Consider the following 20,328-nt stretch of genomic DNA (forward strand, 5'->3'; position numbering starts at 1 on the left):
CGGCAAGTTAGTGCCATAAAAAAAGGTCACCTCTTGGTGACCTTTCTCATTTAATCAATTTTTACTCGTCGTCTACCTTTGGCGCGACTTTCTTCTTCGGAATAAAGACAGCATCACCAACTGCGACATGTTGGTAGAAGCTCTTATCGCGCTTAACCGGTTTCTTCGCCACTTTCTTCGCTGGTTGCTTATCTTTATTGCGGTAATCTGTCTTACCTTTTTGCACAGCAGGCTTAGGCGGTTTAATACCCTTAAACTTACCTTTTAGACCTTCCAAAGTTGAGAACGTCAGATCTTGCTGCAAGTAGGTTTCAACACGTTTAAAGCTATCCCAGTCTTTCGGACCAACCAGTGATACTGCATCGCCTTTGTTACCAGCACGGCCAGTACGACCAACTCGGTGTACATATTCTTCAGTATGCTTTGGCATATCAAAGTTGACCACGTGCGTTACGTTGGCAATATCCAAACCACGGGAGGCAATATCGGTCGTCACTAGGATCTTAAATACTGCGCGCTCAAACTGGCTCATAATGGTGTTGCGTTGTGTTTGAGTTAAGCCACCACTTAGTGCGACAGCTTTGAGTTTTTGCTCATTCAACTTCACCGTTAGGCGCTCGGTATCAGCACGAGTCGCGGTAAAGATAATCAGCTGACGATAGTTCGCTTCTTCTAAGATACGATCTAGAATTGCTTCTTTGTGATCAAGGTGGTCACAAAGGTAGAATTTCTGCGTGATGTCTTGGTGCTCTTGGTTACCAACACCAATCGCGATGCGTTTTGGTGAGTCTTGCATCTCTGCGGCAATCTCATTCATTTCTGCGTGATCAAGCGTTGCTGAGAACATCAACGTTTGACGACGACGGTGTTTAGCCGCCTTATGAATACGACGAAGCTCAGGTGCAAAACCAAGATCAAGCATACGGTCCGCTTCATCCAAGATCAGAGTTTCTAAGCCATCAAGGAAAAGAGATTTGTGCTCAAGATGATCCGCTAGACGTCCTGGTGTTGCCACAATGAATTTAGGGTAACGGCGTAGCGCTTTTTGTTGATCGTTAAAGTTTTCACCACCAACAACCAAGGTCGCGTCGTAGCTCAAGCCACCTAACATAGCGCGTAGTTCGCCATACACTTGCTTAGCCAACTCACGCGTTGGTGCCAAAATCAAACCGCGAGGATCTTTTGCTGAGAACGCTTTACTCTTAAGCGACTTGTGAAGCATAGGCAACACAAACGCCAAGGTTTTACCTGAACCAGTTTTAGATGAAGCAAGCAAATCTTTTCCCGCAATAGCTACTGGAATAGCTTGTCGCTGGATGTCTGTCGGCTTCTTAAATGCATAGTGGTTCACGGTTTTTAGTAAGCGATTATCTAAGCCTAAATCTTTAAACTGCAAAGTCTTCTCCAAGGTCAGTTTTGGCACGATGCCATCAATAATAATTAAACACGACATAATAACTCGAAAGAGAGCAAAATGGATAGAGATCACAGAAAATATTCGTACTGTTCCTTGACGAAATCGTGAACAGTAACTCGTAATTTTAGTACGTATTCGAATCAGACGTACAAATATAGGCTAAATTCTTGGATTATTATGACTTTCTCATACTGTGTAAATTGTATATTCCGAGCTACACTATGTTTGTTACTATACATTTATAGGTATAGGACATTAATGATACTTACAAATGCAAGGAGTTCATCCATGAACAAAATGTTTATCGCAGCTGCAGCGACTTCAGTTCTTCTATTAGCTGGTTGTGCATCTGGTCCAGACGAAGCAACAACTGCACAACTTGACGAACTAAGCAATCAAGTAAGTCAACTAAGCCAAGATGTAAACGCTCTAAAATCTGACGTACAAAAATCGGGTAGCGCAGCAATGGCTGCACAAGAAGAAGCAGCACGCGCTAACGAACGTATCGACAACATCGCTCAGTCTTACACTAAGTAAGCGTAGCCTTGCTGTTCAGTTGCGTTCAAGTTGCGATGGCTACTGGATTGCATTGGACTCATTAATGAGCTCAACATTAAATCCGATATCGAGTGATATCGGATTTTTTATACCAAAAACTACAGAAATAAGTCTACCCTGACAGGCAATGTTGGTAACCGCTCTACCAAATAGAAATGTCTTGTTCAACTAGTGAAACTCAACACTATCTATCTTCGCGTAGTTTTTACTAAACCGAACGGCACTATACCTCTCCCCATCGTTATATCTCATCACGTAATAAAGTGGGTCTGATAACAACTGGAATGACATTTTCTGATAGTTAAAGCCGTTCATTTCGAGAGGAATAAAACGATAATCTGGATAAGAGATCAAATAAACTTTGCTCTTATCCGAAATGGCATAGCCGTAAAACTTCTTATGACGATTCTCAGAAACCTGAATATAAACAACGCGACCTATCTCTTGAGGTAGCGGAACCGAATTCAAATGAACGATATTGTCAGCGCGATTCAAGTTAAATAGTTGACCACTATCGTCTTGAATAAAATAACCCCAGTCGAATGGCTTCATACTGGTTGTCTTTCCCCAGACCTCTCGCACCGGAAACACCATCCCTTCTTTCTGGAGCAGTTTATTGACTTCTTCTGCCAATGGTTTATTCGGTTTGCTCGTTTCTGCTGCGTAAACTTCCATACGATTGGACTTCAGTGACAAAGCATTTTCAGGGAAAGGAATCGAGCCTTTGTGGCTGATTGGGTTAAAAAACGGATAGAGAGTGACCTCTGGGTGCTTTAGACGGGAGGGATCATATTGAAGGCTCATTCTTGAGCGACGAATTTGTCCTTTATCATAGATTTCTCCTGCCACAGTAACTGGCAGTTTTCCTTGCATCGCCAAGTTTTTCCAGTAAACAAATGGAAGAGATTCCTCAAACTGAGTCTTGTCTAGTTTTTTCTCTGATGTGCCATAAAAAAAAGTATGGTTAGCCCCATTTTTCTGATACACAAAATCGTTCAAGATCGCCGAGTAAAACACATAAAACTTTGTATGAGAAACGGCGTACTCGCCGTAAAGTCGCGCGCCAGATACGCCAGCAAGTAAAAGTGCAACCAATGGGATACTGGCAATAAAAGCTTTGCTTTCTATTCTTCTGGTTTTTACGCTTAGGAAACTGTCCATTACAGGGAAAAGAAGCCACACGAGAATGAGTAACCAGCCAAGGTCCACTATTTGGTACTGTTCTTGTAACAGCACAAACGTTGCCAGTGCAGCGACGACAAACTTAATACTTTTACGACGCCAATCATTTTCGACAATCACGGCGGCTAAACCGAGGTAAAGGCTCAGCGCTGGAAGCTGCCCAAACAACATGTCCTTTAGGCTGACTTGTACAATATCGCTCGGATAAAACTGGCTGAAGATCAATACGACTGAAGCACCGAGCAACGCGTTGACGACCAGAATGACTGCGCTGCCCGCGAGAATGTGAGCCAGCACAATTTTGCCCAGCGATACTGGCAGATGGGTGAGTATTCGAACTTTATTGCCCATCACTTCCGGAACGAACTGACACGTAGCAACAATCGCCCCTATTAGGACAAAGCAGTAAAGCAGCCAGCTGTAAGGCTTGTCTCCAAGATGTGTGAATCTGTACCACATCATCGATTCAGGTTCGATATTGGCGTACTGCCCCGCTAGATCTAACCAGAAGTATCCCCCCAAAATCAGCGCGAATACTACCAGCGCGAATACATATCTCTTTAGCTTGAACCACTCTTTCCGATAAATGGCATTTACGCTCATCAGTACTTACCTACATAACCTAAAAAACGTTCTTCAAACGTCATAGGAATCTCTTTAAGTGCGAAACCCAGCCTTTGTTCAACCTCACTTCGCTGATTGAATGAGTACAGCAGCTGTTTTCCCCGGCGTTCTTCTTTACGGTGAACGAGCGATGAGTCGATTACTTTTGTCAGTTCTTCAGTGGAGTAGCAGCGAAAGGTTTCATTAAAATGGTTCATGCTGCTTTGGTACACTGTTGTTGCTCGGTCTACAATCGCAATCTGATCAACTAGGCTTTCCAAATCATTCATCACATGCGTCGTGATCAGAACTGTTTTTTCTGTGCCGTCGAGATAATCTCTCAAATAGTCAACAAACAGCCTGCGGTAGCCAGCGTCTAACCCCATTGAGTAGTCATCAAGAATAAGTAAATCGGCATCTTGAGCCAGCAGTAGACCAAGAATAACCTGAGACTTTTGACCAAATGATAGTGAAGAAAGCGGCTGGTGCATGCTGATGTCCATAAGATCAATCAAGTCTTGAAAGAACCTCTTCTGCCACTTGGGATAAAACGATGAGAAAAATGTTTCAACCTGCTCGATACTCATGGTGTCATAACAGATAAAACCTTCATAAAGCAGTGCGATTCGAGCGCGGGTTGCTGGGGTTAGATGATTAGCGTGTTCACCAAAAATCAAACACTCCCCTTTTTGTGGTTTGAGGTACCCCATAAGTAAGTTGATTAAAGTTGATTTACCTACCCCATTTTTACCCAGCAAACCAAATATTGTCCCCGGTTCAATCTCTAGATTTAAGCCTTGGTAAATCTGTTTTGAACCGTAACGATGATGCAAATTGGATATAGTGATCACCGCGTTACTATTCACTGCGTTCATACTTACTCCGATATGTCTTTCCCATCAATATGGACGACATGCCCTTCGCCACCATTAAGTACGACAGTAAATCGACTGGCTGGTTTCTCGAAATAAACCTCACCGAATTCATCCAGTTTTGCTCGCATGACAACGCTACCATTCTGCTCAATACGGAATTCTATTCCCTCGGCACTGGCACCATCACTAAAGCCCCCTTCGCAGGTTACATAGCCATTGCCTTCATCGTAACAGGACATGAGTGCAGTATGAGCCAGAGCATGACCAGACAAAATGGCAACTAGTGCACCAAAAATTAAGCCTCGCTTTTTCACAAATTTCCCCTTAAAAAAATAAAAAGTAATTCTGTTAAACAAACAAAGCTGGCAAAAGCCAGCTTTGTTTCGATTACTACTGAATTAATTCAGACCAGTAATTCAGACCAGTTAAAGGTCTTGAACTTCAATCCAAAGTACCGCATCTTGAGAAAGCTCTTTACCCTTGAATTCAGTATCAGGACCAGAACCTAAACAAGCGAAGCCCCACTTGCCTGCAGTAGGAACACCAAAAGTGAACATACCGTTATCATCTGTCACTGCAACTAGAGCTGAAGCTGGTGTTTCACGGTGTTTATCTTTACCAAATGAATTTGCTTTCGTATCAATATCCGTGTTTATAAACTCAATTTCACATTCAACACCTGATTTTGGCTTGCCTTCAGATAGCAATTGACCAGTGAATGTGCTGCCTTTCAGGATCTGATATGGCTTGTTCTTTGGTACAATCTCAGTTTTTAGACCAACTGGTGCATCCCAACCCGTTGGTAAACCACCTTTGTTGATATAACGCTTAGTGATTTGCTGGATGTAAATATCTTCACCACCTTCATAGTAAGGAGCTGGTACAAGACCAAAGATATAGTCACCGTTACGGCGCGCTTTGTATTCAACTTGGTAAGCGTCTGCTTTGTTATCGTGACCACTCCACGTGATCTTCTTCAGGTCTTTAAGAAGATCTGTCTTCTTATCTTTAAACATAACAAAGAATTTTTCTGGCTGACCCATGTCCATAACATGACCATTGTCCATTGGGTGACCAAAAACCAGTTTCATATCCAAAGTGGTTGGATTTTCTAACTGAGACGTTGGCGTATACATCAGTTGGAAGTGGGCTTGAGAAGCTGCGGAAAGAGTAAGGGCTACCGCACCTGCTACTAATGTTGCTTTTTTCATTATATATTCCCTGAAAGTATCAAATTTCTAATTATTCAACGATGTCCTTGCCTTCAACCTCGATTGAATGACCTGGTCCAGCGTTAAACATAACTTTGTAGTCAACCGATGGTTTTTGGAACTCAAGTTCACCATCGTCGTTCATTTCACTCTTAATCAGTTCCTTTCCTGTTGCATCAAGCACCAGAACTTCAACACCCGCAGCAGATGAACCGTCTGAGAAGCCACCTTCACACAAGATGGTATTGTCACCGAAGTCATAGCATGAAAATAACGGAGTATGTGCCATCGCAATACCCGGTAGCAGTGCGCTTAGCACCAAAATCAGCGTTACTTTTTTCATTGTTTTACCCTATTAGATTTATCTAATACTCAATTCATCCCGCCTAAACTGGCAGATGAGTTTGGAAAATAGCCTAAGCTATCAACAGCTTAATTTAAAGTGATAGTTATTATCATTTGTATTTATATTGATCTAAGTCAGGTTAATGCTAATCATTGCGATTACGACTTTTTCTACCACTTTATAGGTAGTAGTATATCTGGCTAATATCCACGCAATTGGTCTTCCAAAGATGAGAATCTCTCTTAGCAACTTAATTCCCGGAAACAAAGCTGTGATCGTTTCTCACCAATCACAGGGGGCAATCAGACAACGTTTGTTGGATTTAGGGCTGATACCAGAAATGGAAGTGGAATTTGTCCGTTACGCTCCAATGGGTGATCCCATCGAGATCAGAGTTGGCTTAACCAATATCGTCATCCGTAAAACAGAAGCGGACACCGTAACGGTTGAAGTCGCACAATAAAAAATAAAAAAATAGTCGAGTACTTCAGGAACGCAATGATGCAACGTAAGAAAATCCTGCTAGCCGGACAACAGAATGCTGGCAAATCAACCATATTCAATATGCTCACCGGTGCAAGGCAGCACGTCGCTAACTACCCTGGTGTTACCGTTGACAAAAAAACCGGCTACTTTTCCGACAAAACTGGTTCTTACCAGCTCATTGATCTGCCAGGGACTTATAGCCTTACCAGTTTTTCTCTTGAAGAGCGCGTCGCGCGCAAGGCATTGAGAGAAGAAAGTGCTGACGTTGTTTTAAATGTAATGGATGCCGCAAACATTAACCGCTCCCTACACCTGACTCTACAATTGCTCGAGCTCGAACTTCCGGTTGCTATCGCTCTTAACATGATGGATGTTGCCAAAAAAGAAGGTATACAGATTGATGCGGATAAACTCTCCAGTGCACTCGGTGTTCCGGCGGTTGAATGTATTGGTCGCTTAGGCAAAGGTATCGAAGGTATATCTCAAGCTATTCTTTCAGCAGCTCCAAGCCATTTCACTATCTCCTACCCTAAGCTTGAAGATGCAATCTCAGTGCTAAGCGAGCAGTTTGCTGACTTACACCTAGAAAATATGCCTGCTTCTCGATGGATGGCATTACGACTGTTAGAAAATGATCAAGAAACGCTAGAGTGGCTAAAATCAAACGTGTCAGCTCAAACAATGAATGACATCCGCGCATTCATTACAGATCAGCAAAATAGAGCCAGACAAGATCTCAACACCGATATTAACGACTACATCGTGGCTCAGCGTCAATTAGCTGTTTCTCTCCTATTGAATCAATGCGTTGTTTTTGAACAAAAAAATCCAGAACACAAAACATTTACTCAGAAAATAGATCGCTTAGTCCTCAATAAATTCGGTGCACCGTTTTTTCTCATTGCGACCGTCTTTGTCATCTACCAAAGCTCTATCGTCTATGGTTACGAGCTGACTAACTACTGGTGGCCTTATCTCGCGTCTTTTAGGGAAGTTGTCGCAGGCTTGTTACCCGATGCGGGCTTCTTATATGATCCTTACGTCCGCTCGCTCGGGCTTTGGGTGATCGATTCAGCAAACACATTGCTCAACTACATCCCCATTTTCCTGATTCTATTTGCCTTAATCGCGATCTTGGAAGACTCCGGTTATATGGCGCGCATTGCCTTTATCTCAGATAAAGTGCTGCATAAGTTTGGTTTACATGGACAAAGTACGCTTCCGATGATCCTCGCTGGTGTGTTTGCCGGTGGATGTGCCGTGCCCGGAGTAATGGCCACTAAAGGTATCCCCGACAACCGAGCGAGACTTGCGACAATATTAACCGTTCCATACATGAACTGTTTAGCTAAGATCCCTCTATATACCTTGCTTCTGAGTATCTTTTTTGTCGAAGATAAGTCTCTGATGACCTTTTACATCTCGACGATTAGTATTATATCTGCCCTTCTGGTTGCCAAATTATTAACCAAAACAGTATTACGAAAAACAGAAACAGCGCCATTTGTTATGGAGTTACCTCGCTACAATATTCCCACTATTCGCAGTGTCATCACGCGTTCGTTAGAGCGAACTTGGATGTATGTTCGCAAAGTCGGTACCATTGTTATTGCAGTTTCAACTGTCATTTTCGTGTTACTTCAATTTCCTGGCGTTCCTGAAGATCAACAAATTGTCTTTCAAAAAAATGCAGAGCAAGCCGTCACTAAATTCGAAAAATCCATCAGCAAAACAAGTTATGCTGGAACATTTGATGAAAGCTCATTGCCTGCCTTAGTCAACTTCTACACTGACTTTAAACGCGCAAAACTAAATGCTAAGGGCGCAGCCGCATCTAAGAAAGTTGGAGAGAAATTCAAAGAACGCAATAGCGAGTTCTATACTGTGATTGCCCCACCGAAAGGTAATAAAGATGCAAAAACAGTCAGCCGCGCGCTTCGAAAACTCTCTTCTGCACGGAAGAAGATCCGCCGAGAAATGAAAGAAACTCGCCTAGAAGCCTCTTTATTGGGTAGCTTCGGTCGTTCGCTTGAACCCGTCACTCAATATGCTGGGTTTGACTGGAAGATCAACGTGGCGCTTTTCTCTTCGTTTGCCGCTCGTGAAAGTAGCGTTGCAACACTTGGGGTATTGTTCCAGCAAGATGAAGACAGCAACCAAAAACTCGAAGATCGTATGAGTGATTCTGCAGAGCTCGCTGGGCATGGCGAGATCGCAGCCGTTGCTTTAATTCTGTTCTTTATTCTTTACCCACCATGTCTTGCTACTGTGATGATAATCAAAGTTCAGACAGGGGAGTACAAATGGATGCTGCTTTCAATCTTCCTACCAACTCTGATTGGTTTTACCGCAGCGACAATCGTTTACTCTGTGGGTACTCACTTTAACTTAGCTGGTATAACCGTGATGTCATTTGCGTACTTTGGTGCCCTCGCGTTGCTTCTGCTTCTCGGCTTCAAAGATTGGATAAAGCGCAAGATGCTGCCAGACGAAATTCCGATTAAAAACATTAGGTAATGGTATGTACGAACAGACATTTAATTTCTGGGATATTGCCATCGTCACGCTAATCGTGAGTGGCACGGCGTATTTTCTCTATCGTAAGCTGTTTAAGAAGAAAGGAGCTTGTGGTTCAGGTTGCGGCTCCTGCTCCAGTTCAATAAAAAAGAAGTAAACAAATAGCTTGTTCCAAGGTTTACTCGGTTTGTGGGTAAACCTTGGGAAGATAAACCCCAGCAAGAAGATGGGGCTTCGATAGTTTGAACAGTAAAAGCGGAAGGTTCTAACCTTTAAGGGATTTGATCAGCACAGATGTATCCATTCGCCCTAAGCCTTGCTGCTGAAGTTGTTGGTACTGCTGGTCAACATTCTTAGTTAAAGGCAGATCTAAACCGACGCGATCCGCTTCTTCTAAACAAAATCCTAAATCTTTTCGCATCCAATCAATCGCAAAACCAAAATCAAACTTGTCTTGTGCCATTGTCACTGCGCGGTTTTCCATTTGCCACGAACCGGCAGCACCATGTTTGAGTGTTTCAACAACTTGCTCAATATCCAAACCTGATTTTTGCGCCAGAAGAATCGCCTCACTCAAGCCTTGAAGGACACCCGCAATACATACTTGATTGACCATTTTGCAGCGCTGACCTTGACCATTCGCTCCCAGCAAGGTGATTTGTTTGGCATACACATCCATCACTGACGAGACTTTATCAAAGGTTGCTTGCTCGCCACCACACATGATTGTGAGCACGCCATTTTCTGCCCCAGCTTGGCCACCAGAGACAGGGGCATCAATAAAGGAGTTGCCCTGATTTTCGACTGCCTCAGCAAGTTCAACCGCTAAATTGGCGGATGTTGTGGTGTGATCAACAAGAATCGCGTCCGACGTTAAGCCTGCCAGCACGCCCTCCTCATCATAGATGACATTGCGGACATCATTGTCATTACCAACACAAACGAAAACTATATCAGCCCCTTCAACTGCCTGTTTTGGTGTTTGGCAAGCAACACCTTGATACTCCGCTTGCCACTGCTCTGCTTTAGAGAACGTGCGGTTATAAACTCGTGTAATGTAGCCGGCTTTGCTCAAGTAGCCCGCCATTGGGTAACCCATTACCCCTAAGCCAATAAAAGCGACTGTTTTACTTTCCATGTTCCACTCCATTTATTGTTGTCAATTTTAGTGTACCAAACTGAGAATTTTCACTTACGATTTTTTCAATATTTCATTCAGTTAGTCAGTACTTTTATGTCAGAATGAATCACAACTCTATTCCTTGTTTATACCCTAATGAACTTTAAAGCCGCAATATTTGATATGGATGGTTTGCTACTTGATACCGAGCGTTTGTGCATGCGTATTTTCAAGCAAGCCTGCGAAACATTAAACCTGCCCTTTCACAAGGACACCTATTTATCTATCATTGGTCGCAATGCTGCAGGTATAGAAACTATTCTGCACAATGCTTATGGCGATGACTTACCGAAACTGCATCAAGAGTGGCAGCTAAACTATAATGCCATCACCCACTATCAAGCCATCGCGCTAAAAGATGGCGTTGTAGAGCTACTACAGTGGCTAAAAGCCAACAACATCCCTATTTCTGTTGCCACCTCTACGCACAAAGATCTCGCTAAGATAAAACTCAAACTGGCTGGTATTGATGGCTACTTTGATAACCTTACTTGTGGGTGTGAAGTGTCTAACGGTAAACCGGATCCGGAAATTTACCTGCTTGCAGCAAGCCGATTAGGCATTGAGCCTCGTGATTGTCTCGCTTTTGAAGATTCTAACAATGGTGTTATTGCTGCGGTTTCTGCAAGTATGCAGACATTTCAGATTCCTGACTTGGTTACACCGAGCGATGAAATTATAGCGCTCGGTCATGACATCCAACCTTCACTCCACCATGTGCTTCAAAGTCTTAAATCTCAGTAATATTATTTGAGCCTCTATACTACTTGAGGCTCAACTCTTCTATCGCTATCACGTCTAATTATCCATACAAGCTTAAGGGTTGTCATTACCCTCACATTAATTGATAATAATTATCATTACGAACTGTATTGCCTATCAATGAGATGCTTATGGAACCATTGCAACCTGTTTACAACGCATACTTTAAGTCCCAAGACCGCTTTGTTAACCATCGCGCTCCCGATGGTTTCGAACCAGACATTATCTACGAGTATATCCATTGGTCGATGACGCTTGCTTCCTACTACGAAGAGGGCGCTGAAAATGAAAGCATCTTACTGTACGAGTTGTTCCTTCGCCGACTCTATTTTCACTTGCTTGACGCCATGCAAAACCCATCGCATAGCCGAATATTCCGCCGAGTTTGCCTTGATTCCATTCACGCCCCCCTGCTTTGTCTTAAACGTTACTATTATCAGTGGGATGATGGCGACATTAAATTTCTTGCTTTACAACAACAATTGAGGCACCTCCAGGCGCCACATGACGAGTAAAAGGACCTTCTATGACTCAACAATTTAGAATTGAAACGGACAGCATGGGTGAAGTTAAAGTGCCGACAATTGCTTTGTATCAAGCCCAAACTCAACGCGCGAACGACAACTTTCACTTCAGCCAGCACAAAATGCCTATCGCATTTATCCAAGCGCTTGCCTACATAAAACAGACTGCAGCGATAACAAACGCTCAGCTAGGTTTACTTGAGGGTGACATTGCTGCCGCCATTAGCGATGCAGCGCAAAGCATTATTGATGGCCATCATTTAGATCATTTTCCTATCGATGTCTTTCAGACTGGATCCGGAACGAGTTCAAACATGAACGCCAATGAGGTCATCGCCACGCTCGCCAGCACCCAACTAGGCACAATTGTAAATCCTAATGATCACGTCAATATGGGGCAAAGTAGCAATGACGTCATCCCTACCGCTATTCAAGTGAGCTCTGCCCTCTCAATTCAACATAACTTGCTGCCCGCTCTCGAACACTTAATCAAAAGTCTAGAAAACAAACGTCAGCAAGTTGGACAACAAGTGAAAACTGGTAGAACTCACCTTATGGATGCGATGCCTATCACCTTTGATCAAGAACTAGGTGGGTGGCAATATCAAATTGAACATGCTAAGCAAGCAATTGAACACAGTGTTAAGGCTGTTCAAGCGCTCGCTCAAGGTGGCACGGCTGTCGGTACTGGCATCAACGCTGATCCTCGTTTTGCGAGCGCATTTGCTGATAACCTTGCCCAAGTAACTCGGAGTGATTTTTCTGTTAGTGACAATTTCTTTTTCAGCTTAAGCAGCCAAGATGCCATTGTTGCTTTGTCTGGTGCCTTAAAAACCAACGCAGTCGCGATTATGAAGATCGCCAACGACTTACGTTGGATGAACTCAGGTCCACTCGCAGGGATCGGTGAGATAGAATTACAAGGGCTTCAACCCGGCTCATCAATTATGCCGGGGAAAGTAAACCCCGTAATTCCCGAAGCTGCCGCCATGGCAGCAGCTCAAGTTATGGGAAATGACACGACCATTACCATTGCCGGTCAATCAGGTAATTTTCAACTCAATGTCATGTTGCCTGTCGTGGCTCATAACATTCTTGAGAGCATCGAATTGCTCAGTAACAGCGCCACAGCACTCGCAGATCAAGCGATTGATAGCTTTAAGGTTCGTGAAGATAATTTAAAGCAAGTCCTCGATAAAAACCCAATCCTTGTTACTGCACTAAACCCTGTCATTGGTTACCTTAAAGCCGCAAACATCGCCAAGAAAGCGTACGCAGAGGGAAGAGCCATTATTGACATTGCAGAACAAGAAACTGACTTGGATCGAGAAGTATTGGAGCGCTTACTTAACCCAGCCAAATTGACCCAAGGTGGACTCGCAGAGTAACGCCTAGTTTTGATTCTAAAACTCACATTCGAGCCTGCCTTTCCCCACATATTCATCAATTGATGAATATGTGGGGAATTATGTTTCTTTTCTTATAGTTAATAAAAATACTACTCTATACCCAAGTTAGTTACCTGATCACACCATTCGCTTACGCTTTCAACTAAGCTGCGAATAAACGCACTCGCTATGAGATCCAGTGTATGAAAAGAATTCTATTTGGCACCCTATTAATTACAATGGTTACAGCGTGTTCTCCTATAGAGAAACAAAAGGCCTTGGGCACTTTAGAGCGAGACCGTGTCACTTTCTCAGCGACCGCAAATGAGATCATTCGAGCTCTGCCAATTAGAGAAGGCAGCATGGTTCAACAAGGTGATATTTTAGTCTTTTTAGACAACAAGAATCAGCAAGCACGCCTTGCCCATGCCATCGCAGAACAGGCAAAAGCCAGCGCCTATCTACTCAAACTGACCAATGGTGAGAGACCTGAAGACATCGCCGCAGCCCAAGCTCGCGTGGTACTTACTCAAGCGCAACTAACCGAAGCACAAAAAAACTACCAACGAAAAGCCGAACTAGTCACCAAAAAACTGATTAGCCAATCTGAAAAAGATACTGCGCTTGCCGCTCGTGACTCTGCTCGCGCTGAACTTGATTCAGCTAATGAAGAATTTAGTAAGCTCACTGCAGGCTCGCGATTAGAAGACATTGAACAAGCCCGAGCTTCTCTCGCGGCAACCCAAGCGGATGTCGCACTTGAACAACAAAAGCTGGATGAGCTGACCATCATTTCCACCCGCGACGGCGTGTTAGACAACTTGCCTTATAACTTAGGGGAACGAGTACCCGTTAATGGAATCGTCGCCGTGGTACAAGCAAGCCAAGTACCTTATGCGCGCGTCTATGTTCCTGCCAATTATCGCGTCAACTTTATCCCAGGAAAACAAGTCGAAGTCTTTGTCGATGGCGTTGAACAATCTTTTAGCGGAACCGTTCGCTGGGTCGCGAATGAGCCATCGTTCACTCCTTACTACGCGCTGACCGAAGAGGAACGCTCAAGGTTAATGTACCTCGCGGAAGTGGATCTAGATGAAGCTGCGAGCGATCTACCTTCAGGCTTATCAGCACAAATCGCACTTGGCGAGGAATGAGCATGTCTGAATTTGCTATCCAAGCCAATAATGTAGTGAAGAAGTTTGGCGATTTTACCGCTATCGAAGGCATTAATTTAAATGTACCCAAAGGCAGCATTTACGGATTTCTAGGTCCTAATGGCTGCGGTAAGTCAACCACAATACGCGTGCTCACTGGTTTACTAAGCCCTACATCAGGTGAAGTAGACGTGCTTGGGCTGAAGATCCCCAAACAATCGGAATTGCTCCGTTTAAAAATTGGCTACATGACACAAAAATTTTCACTCTACGATGACCTGACTGTAGAAGAAAATTTGCAATTTATTGGGCAAATATTTGGCATGCCAAACAATGAATTGCGTAACCGAATCAACCAACAATTAAGCACATATGGTCTCGACCAACGTCGAAAGCAACGTGTTGGTAGCATGAGCGGCGGTCAAAAACAACGTTTGTCACTGGCAGCCGCAACTATGCACAAACCAGAGTTATTGTTTCTTGATGAGCCCACATCCGCTGTTGATCCAGAAAACCGCCGAGAGTTTTGGGAACAACTGTTCGATTTAAGTGACCAAGGCACAACCATCCTTGTGACAACTCACTACATGGATGAAGCTGAAAGATGTCACCGTTTAGCAATCATGGAATCGGGTCTCATTCGTGCTGATGGAGAGCCCGAACGACTTATGGCTGAGATGGGGGTCAATATCGTTGAAGTTAAAGCGCCATCTTTACGGGCATTAAAAGAGAAGCTGATATCAAGACCAGAGGTACGATCCGCTGCGCAACTTGGCATTCGCTTACGAGTATTGATCCACAATCACGTCAACGATCCTATGCAGTGGCTCCGCCAGCAGTTCCCTGAACTGGCAAATTCCGAAATGAATATCGCTCGCCCAAGCTTAGAAGATGTGTTTGTTACCGTAACTGGAGAAGGTCGCCAATGATTCAGACTTTTTCTCGAATGAAAGCCATCATGATCAAAGAGGTCCGCCAACTTTCTCGTGACCGCATCACATTTGGTATGGTGGTGATGATCCCTCTCATTCAGTTACTGCTGTTTGGTTTTGCGATCAATACTGATGTGCGTAACATTCCAGTCGCAGTCGTTGATCAAAGCCAGAGCGCCGCAGGTCGAGTTATCACTGAATCGGTACGGGTGACTCAAGTTGTAGACATAACCCAGCGCTTTGCGACACCCCAAGAAGCAGAACAAGCCATTCAAGATGGGCTTGTAAGAGCAGCCTTAATTCTACCATCGGATCTTACTCAACGAATGGCACAAGGCCGAGTTCTTGGGCAATGGGTTGTTGATGGCTCCGATACAATGATCAGCGGGGCGATCAAAGCCTTGCAAAATATGCCATTAACCGATTTTGATTTTGAAATTAAGCCACAAATACACAAAACCTTCGAGGTTGCGCTCTTTTATAACCCGTCACAACGCTCTGCGGTGAATATTGTTCCCGGTCTTCTTGGTGTCATCCTCACCATGACGATGATCTTGTTTACCAGCGCCGCCATTGTTCGTGAACGAGAAAGAGGCAACTTAGAGCTGCTGATCACCACCCCTATTCATTCACTTGAATTAATGGTGGCAAAGATTGTGCCTTATATTTTCGTTGGGCTAATTCAGGTAGCGATTATTTTGGGGCTTGGACACTTTATTTTTGGCGTACCGATCAATGGCGCACTAAGCCAAATCTTGTTAGGCACTCTGTTATTTATTTCAGCCAGTTTAACGCTCGGCTTGGTGATTTCCACCATCGCAACGACTCAGTTACAAGCAATGCAAATGACGGTGTTTATCCTACTACCTTCTATACTGCTATCCGGTTTTATGTTCCCTTATGAGGCAATGCCTATTGCGGCGCAATGGATCTCTGAAGTATTACCTGCAACGCACTTTATGCGCTTAATTCGTGGTGTGGTGCTACGTGGGGCAGATTTAATTGATCTATGGCGAGATACGCTTTGGCTAGCGGGATTTACCGTTCTCGGTTTAGTTGTTGCCTCCAAACGCTTTAAGAAATCTCTCGACTAAAAACCACAGAGACGTGGTCGATTACCTCGTCGCGTCTCTCGTTCTTCATCTTTCCGTTCAGCCAATTAAAAGCTGAAGGCTACGGTGGACTTGGCTATACTCGCAGGTTATCAATGGAACTATACCCAAGAAACTTGAAGGTGCAGGTAGGCGGCAAGTAAGAAAGTCCCCTGAGCATAGGTGAACTATGTGATTGGGACGCACGAACACAGCCAACACCGCTGCAATTTCAAGTATGACGGGTATAAGCTATCAAAAGAAAACCTTTGCTATGACTAACTATTTTGACAATCCGTTTGTAGGTAAAACACTACAGGAACAAGTCACGAACCCAAATATCATCGTTGGCAAACATAGTTACTACTCGGGGTACTACCACCAGCACAGTTTTGATGAGTGTGCGCGCTATTTAATGCCCGATCGTGATGATGTAGATAAGCTGATGATTGGCAGTTATTGCTCTATTGGCTCTGGAGCGGCATTCATCATGGCCGGTAACCAAGGGCATCGCCACGACTGGGCATCAACCTTCCCGTTTTTCTACCAAAACAACCCCTTATTTGAAGGAGCACAAGATGCCTTCGAACGAGCTGGTGACACTATCATTGGTAACGATGTATGGATTGGTTCTGAAGCAATAATAATGGCAGGCATAACAGTCGGTGATGGTGCTGTGATTGCTAGTCGAGCTGTGGTAACTAAAGATGTTGCAGCCTATTCAATTATTGGGGGCAACCCAGCGAAACACATTCGCTTTCGATTTGAACAAGAGCAAATAGACCAATTACTCGAAATACAATGGTGGCTCTGGTCGGATGAAGCATTAAAACAGGCTATGCCATACCTATGCTCACAAGACATTGCATCACTGTATCAATTTTGGTGTCAAAACCTACGAAATTGACCGGCTATTTTGCGGTTAGTTGGGTATATACCCAACTAACCTCAAGATGCTTGGGTATATATTGCCTAGAAAATCATCTATTGATTCATATTGCTAGATTCCTCGCAATATTTTCAAAAGATATCATTGAGTTTATAGGGCATCTTTCTTTATATTTCGCTATGGTGAAGTTGATTCAGGATTCAGAGTTGTAGATATGAGTAACAATTTAGATATTCAGGGTATACATGTATTAGTAAGGATGCACGAACTCAGAAACGTAAAGCTCGTTGCTGAGTCATTAGGTAAGACTTCGAGCGCAATAAGTAAAATCCTATCTAAACTCAAAGTCCATTTTGAAGATCCTTTGTTTGTTCAAACTCGCAATGGTTTTGAGCCGACTCCCTTCATTGAAACCAATATAAGTCATCTGGAGAACATTCTCGCAACGTTTGACTCAATTCAGCATACTGACTTTGATCCACAGACATTGAAACAAGAGATTATTCTTTATGGGCACGCGCTTTTTTGGGATAACTTTGGTGACAAACTTTATCTTGCCCTTCGTAAAGAGGCACCAAACGCCAAGTTTTCTATGCGTCAATGGAACTTGGAAGCTCGCACTCGTCTAATTGAAGGCGAGAATTCCGTCTTGTTTGGAATATATGATGAGACGCTACCGCAAGTAATTCAGCAAAAAGCACTTTGCAATATCTCTCCTGCATTCTATGTAAAGGAAGATCATCCCGCACAGAATTTTGATGAACTAAAGCATTACCCTTTTGTTATAACGCGTAATCCTGGTTGGCACGATGTCCGCTATCCCTTGTTCGAAAGGCTCGCCAGTCTAGGGCACCGAATAACGGCAGATGTCGAAGTGGAAAATACACTGACTATTGAGAACATCGTCACTAATTCGGACCATTTTTCATTTACTATGTCGCGAGTTATACCAAAAAATTGTCGAAGCATTGCGCTTCCGCTCACAAATTTAAATCTTCATTGTGTAATGAGTTTTCACCGAGCCAAGCAAAATGACCCACAAAAAGAATGGCTATTCAATGTTGGTGAACGTGTCCTTAGAGATTTAAGCAATTGATTTAAAATAAATTAACTTATACCTTCTGTTTAAATAAAACGCCTCATTCTTTAATGAGGCGTTTTATTTTTTATACATTGATTCAGATCAAACTGCGTAAAACTCACTCTTCCCGCCCAATGTGTGAGCTTAGACACGGTAATTTCCAAAATGGAAACTCCGCATTTCCTGTAAACGTGAGCCAAGTCTCACTATTATCACCCCCATAGAGCGGCACCAACCGCAAACACTCAATAAACATAACGGAGCTCAAATTATGAAAAACGCACTAGCAATCACATTGACAATTCTTTCAGTAGCAGCATTTGGCGCTCACGCAGGTCTATCAGCGAATGATGCAAATGGTCAATCAAACCAAACTGAACTAACAGTTAAAGCAATCGCAAATGGCGCAATCAGCTTCGGTATGTCTACAAACCAAATCGAAAAAGCAATTAGCTAATTAAGTAAAGTCAGCTCAAATAATAATACTAACGAAAAAGAAAGGAACACATTATGAAAAACGCTCTAATCATCACTCTATCAGTTCTATCTGTTGCAGCATTCGGTGCTCACGCTGGTTTCTCAGCTAACCCACAAAATGTTGAGAAAAACCAAACTGAATTAGTAATCAAAGGTATTGGCAACGGCGCAATCAGCATCGGTATGTCAGCAAGCCAAATTGAAAAAGCAATCAACTAATAAAAACAATTTCAACAAGACAAACTAAAAGTAGAAGGGTAAAAATCATGAAAAAAGCACTAGTAATCACACTATCAGTTCTATCTGTAGCAGCATTTGGCGCTCACGCAGGATTGTCAGCAAACGCAGTAAAGAATGGTGAAAAAAGCCAAACTGAATTAGTAATCAAAGGCATTGCTAACGGCGCAGTAAGCATCGGTATGACAGCAGACCAAATCAACGCAGCTGTATAACTAAAGTTAAAAGTTAAAAGTTAAAAGTTAAAAGTTAAAAGTTAAATAAACCATACAACACTGAAAAGGAAAAGGTACCAATTATGAAAAACGCACTAATTATCGCTCTATCTATCTTCTCTGTTTCTGCTTTCGCTGCACATTCTGCAACAGCAAATGTAACCGCAGAGCAAGTAATTAAAAGTGTTGCTACTGGCGCAATTAGCATTGGTATGTCACCAAAGCAAATTCAAAAAGCAAGTAAGTAAGCATTGTCCACTAAATCAATGATTCCAGAAATAAAATTAATAAAGGTATGAATGATGAAAAAGACACTGATTATTGCATTATCCATTTTCTCTATTTCTGCTTTTGCAGCGCAAGATGTAGCAGCAGAAAAAGTGATTAAAGGCTTTGCTACTGGGGCGATAAGCATCGGCATGTCGTCAAACCAGATTCAGCAAGCTATTTAAATAAAAACAGTCATTACGTCGACGGATGACAACATAATATAGCGAAGAGGTTTAACTATGAAAACGGCAATTGTTATTGCTTTGTACTTTTTTTCAGTATCTGCTTTTGGTGTGACAACAACAATAAGTAATGATACGAGCAATAACAAAACTGGCAAAACTACTAAGGCAAAAGCCACTACAGAGCAGATTATAAAAGCATTTGCTACTGGTTCTTTCGCCATTGGGATGTCACAAAAACAAATTGAACATGCAGCTAAAAGCATGAAGTGACAATAAGCTCACGGAAGAGCGGATACTATTTCCACTCTGACTAAATAATTCTAATATAATAACGACCTACAACTCTCCAAACTAGCTCATCAATCCCTCAACCCTGCAGCGCATACATTCGATTCCAATACCACTCGAACAACAACTATCCCATTCAGCCCCTCCAACACTTTCTATATTGCGATCAAAAAACTTACTCGATGTTAATTTTAGTTCGATTTTAAGCAATTACTCATATGCATGAATTATCACATTGATAGCGAAATAATTGTGACCAATGCACTACATGATTGTTAACTAAAGTACAATTAATTGGAGTGTAATATGGATGGAGATCAATTTGGTTAAGTAAGCTGAAATGGCACAATACAATTATTTTTTCAGATATTGCATTTGGACTGAGTATTGAGGTTCAACGTCATCGCGTTCAGACACATGGAGCAGTTGGAGTCATAATACCTTATTATCAGTAACTTAC

At 42.9% G+C, this 20,328-nt stretch carries 25 protein-coding genes; 18 read left to right on the forward strand and 7 right to left on the reverse strand.

The features are described 5' to 3' along the window. Positions 1-61: 61 nt before the first annotated feature. Positions 62-1,396 (reverse strand): DEAD/DEAH box helicase, encoded by a 1,335-nt coding sequence (locus tag L4C38_RS11450; protein WP_428797764.1) that lies wholly within the window; start codon positions 1,394-1,396, stop codon positions 62-64. 309 nt (positions 1,397-1,705) lie between these two features. Here L4C38_RS11450 and L4C38_RS11455 point away from each other — a divergent pair, with 309 nt between their 5' ends. Then, a complete protein-coding gene (locus tag L4C38_RS11455) occupies positions 1,706-1,954 on the forward strand; it encodes an Lpp/OprI family alanine-zipper lipoprotein (protein ID WP_428797691.1) in 249 nt (82 codons plus the stop codon). Positions 1,955-2,143: 189 nt separating this feature from the next. On the opposite strand, the gene L4C38_RS11460 is transcribed toward L4C38_RS11455, so the two are convergent. The 5 genes from L4C38_RS11460 to L4C38_RS11480 all read right to left on the reverse strand — a co-directional run bounded on the left by L4C38_RS11460 (position 2,144) and on the right by L4C38_RS11480 (position 6,189). Further along, on the reverse strand, positions 2,144-3,760 hold the full coding sequence (locus L4C38_RS11460) for a DUF4857 domain-containing protein (RefSeq protein WP_428797692.1): 1,617 nt from the start codon (positions 3,758-3,760) through the stop codon (positions 2,144-2,146). Beyond that, a complete protein-coding gene (locus L4C38_RS11465) occupies positions 3,760-4,635 on the reverse strand; it encodes an ABC transporter ATP-binding protein (protein ID WP_428797693.1) in 876 nt (291 codons plus the stop codon). The genes L4C38_RS11460 and L4C38_RS11465 overlap by 1 nt, the downstream gene beginning before the upstream one ends. 2 nt (positions 4,636-4,637) lie before the next feature. Beyond that, positions 4,638-4,949 carry a hypothetical protein gene (locus L4C38_RS11470; RefSeq protein ID WP_428797694.1) on the reverse strand — a complete coding sequence of 104 codons (312 nt, stop codon included), beginning with the start codon at positions 4,947-4,949 and terminating at the stop codon, positions 4,638-4,640. A gap of 111 nt (positions 4,950-5,060) precedes the next feature. Next, on the reverse strand, positions 5,061-5,846 hold the full coding sequence (locus tag L4C38_RS11475; protein ID WP_428797695.1) for a DUF4198 domain-containing protein: 786 nt from the start codon (positions 5,844-5,846) through the stop codon (positions 5,061-5,063). A 31-nt stretch (positions 5,847-5,877) separates the two neighbouring features. After that, entirely contained in the window at positions 5,878-6,189 is a 312-nt protein-coding gene (locus tag L4C38_RS11480) for a hypothetical protein (protein WP_428797696.1), read from the reverse strand. Positions 6,190-6,421: 232 nt separating this feature from the next. Between L4C38_RS11480 and L4C38_RS11485 the strand changes: the two genes are divergently transcribed. Genes L4C38_RS11485 through L4C38_RS11495 form a run of 3 tightly spaced genes read left to right on the forward strand, consistent with a single transcriptional unit; the run spans position 6,422 to position 9,352 of the window. Continuing rightward, positions 6,422-6,655 carry a FeoA family protein gene (locus L4C38_RS11485; protein WP_428797697.1) on the forward strand — a complete coding sequence of 78 codons (234 nt, stop codon included), beginning with the start codon at positions 6,422-6,424 and terminating at the stop codon, positions 6,653-6,655. Positions 6,656-6,690: 35 nt separating this feature from the next. Then, positions 6,691-9,195, forward strand: a complete 2,505-nt coding sequence (gene feoB / locus L4C38_RS11490) for a ferrous iron transport protein B (protein ID WP_428797698.1) — start codon at positions 6,691-6,693, stop codon at positions 9,193-9,195. Positions 9,196-9,199: 4 nt separating this feature from the next. Beyond that, positions 9,200-9,352, forward strand: a complete 153-nt coding sequence (locus L4C38_RS11495; protein WP_428797699.1) for a FeoB-associated Cys-rich membrane protein — start codon at positions 9,200-9,202, stop codon at positions 9,350-9,352. Positions 9,353-9,460: 108 nt separating this feature from the next. On the opposite strand, the gene L4C38_RS11500 is transcribed toward L4C38_RS11495, so the two are convergent. Next, positions 9,461-10,333, reverse strand: a complete 873-nt coding sequence (locus L4C38_RS11500; RefSeq protein WP_428797700.1) for an NAD(P)-dependent oxidoreductase — start codon at positions 10,331-10,333, stop codon at positions 9,461-9,463. Between the two features lie 138 nt (positions 10,334-10,471). Between L4C38_RS11500 and L4C38_RS11505 the strand changes: the two genes are divergently transcribed. The 14 genes from L4C38_RS11505 to L4C38_RS11570 all read left to right on the forward strand — a co-directional run bounded on the left by L4C38_RS11505 (position 10,472) and on the right by L4C38_RS11570 (position 19,850). Further along, the gene (locus L4C38_RS11505) at positions 10,472-11,119 is read left to right on the forward strand and encodes an HAD family hydrolase (protein ID WP_428797701.1); all 648 of its coding nucleotides are present in this window, start codon (positions 10,472-10,474) and stop codon (positions 11,117-11,119) included. Between the two features lie 149 nt (positions 11,120-11,268). Next, a complete protein-coding gene (locus L4C38_RS11510; RefSeq protein WP_428797702.1) occupies positions 11,269-11,652 on the forward strand; it encodes a hypothetical protein in 384 nt (127 codons plus the stop codon). A gap of 11 nt (positions 11,653-11,663) precedes the next feature. Then, complete coding sequence (locus L4C38_RS11515; protein WP_428797703.1) at positions 11,664-13,049, forward strand: class II fumarate hydratase; 1,386 nt, start codon at positions 11,664-11,666, stop codon at positions 13,047-13,049. A 203-nt stretch (positions 13,050-13,252) separates the two neighbouring features. Beyond that, entirely contained in the window at positions 13,253-14,203 is a 951-nt protein-coding gene (locus L4C38_RS11520; RefSeq protein WP_428797704.1) for an HlyD family secretion protein, read from the forward strand. Between the two features lie 2 nt (positions 14,204-14,205). Further along, positions 14,206-15,132, forward strand: a complete 927-nt coding sequence (locus tag L4C38_RS11525; protein WP_428797705.1) for an ABC transporter ATP-binding protein — start codon at positions 14,206-14,208, stop codon at positions 15,130-15,132. Next, the gene (locus L4C38_RS11530) at positions 15,129-16,229 is read left to right on the forward strand and encodes an ABC transporter permease (protein WP_428797706.1); all 1,101 of its coding nucleotides are present in this window, start codon (positions 15,129-15,131) and stop codon (positions 16,227-16,229) included. Before L4C38_RS11525 ends, L4C38_RS11530 begins: the two co-directional genes overlap by 4 nt. 271 nt (positions 16,230-16,500) lie before the next feature. After that, positions 16,501-17,133, forward strand: a complete 633-nt coding sequence (gene catB, locus L4C38_RS11535) for a type B chloramphenicol O-acetyltransferase (RefSeq protein WP_428797707.1) — start codon at positions 16,501-16,503, stop codon at positions 17,131-17,133. A gap of 196 nt (positions 17,134-17,329) precedes the next feature. Then, positions 17,330-18,211 (forward strand): LysR family transcriptional regulator, encoded by an 882-nt coding sequence (locus tag L4C38_RS11540; protein WP_428797708.1) that lies wholly within the window; start codon positions 17,330-17,332, stop codon positions 18,209-18,211. Positions 18,212-18,467: 256 nt separating this feature from the next. After that, complete coding sequence (locus L4C38_RS11545) at positions 18,468-18,653, forward strand: hypothetical protein (RefSeq protein WP_428797709.1); 186 nt, start codon at positions 18,468-18,470, stop codon at positions 18,651-18,653. Positions 18,654-18,706: 53 nt separating this feature from the next. Further along, positions 18,707-18,892 carry a hypothetical protein gene (locus L4C38_RS11550; RefSeq protein ID WP_428797710.1) on the forward strand — a complete coding sequence of 62 codons (186 nt, stop codon included), beginning with the start codon at positions 18,707-18,709 and terminating at the stop codon, positions 18,890-18,892. A 47-nt stretch (positions 18,893-18,939) separates the two neighbouring features. Then, on the forward strand, positions 18,940-19,125 hold the full coding sequence (locus L4C38_RS11555; RefSeq protein WP_428797711.1) for a hypothetical protein: 186 nt from the start codon (positions 18,940-18,942) through the stop codon (positions 19,123-19,125). A gap of 83 nt (positions 19,126-19,208) precedes the next feature. Beyond that, entirely contained in the window at positions 19,209-19,373 is a 165-nt protein-coding gene (locus tag L4C38_RS11560; protein ID WP_428797712.1) for a hypothetical protein, read from the forward strand. A 54-nt stretch (positions 19,374-19,427) separates the two neighbouring features. Further along, positions 19,428-19,577 (forward strand): hypothetical protein, encoded by a 150-nt coding sequence (locus tag L4C38_RS11565; RefSeq protein WP_428797713.1) that lies wholly within the window; start codon positions 19,428-19,430, stop codon positions 19,575-19,577. Between the two features lie 57 nt (positions 19,578-19,634). After that, positions 19,635-19,850 (forward strand): hypothetical protein, encoded by a 216-nt coding sequence (locus L4C38_RS11570; protein ID WP_428797714.1) that lies wholly within the window; start codon positions 19,635-19,637, stop codon positions 19,848-19,850. Positions 19,851-20,328 lie beyond the last annotated feature (478 nt).

Source organism: Vibrio kasasachensis, assembly GCF_050337565.1.
Classification (GTDB): domain Bacteria; phylum Pseudomonadota; class Gammaproteobacteria; order Enterobacterales; family Vibrionaceae; genus Vibrio; species Vibrio kasasachensis.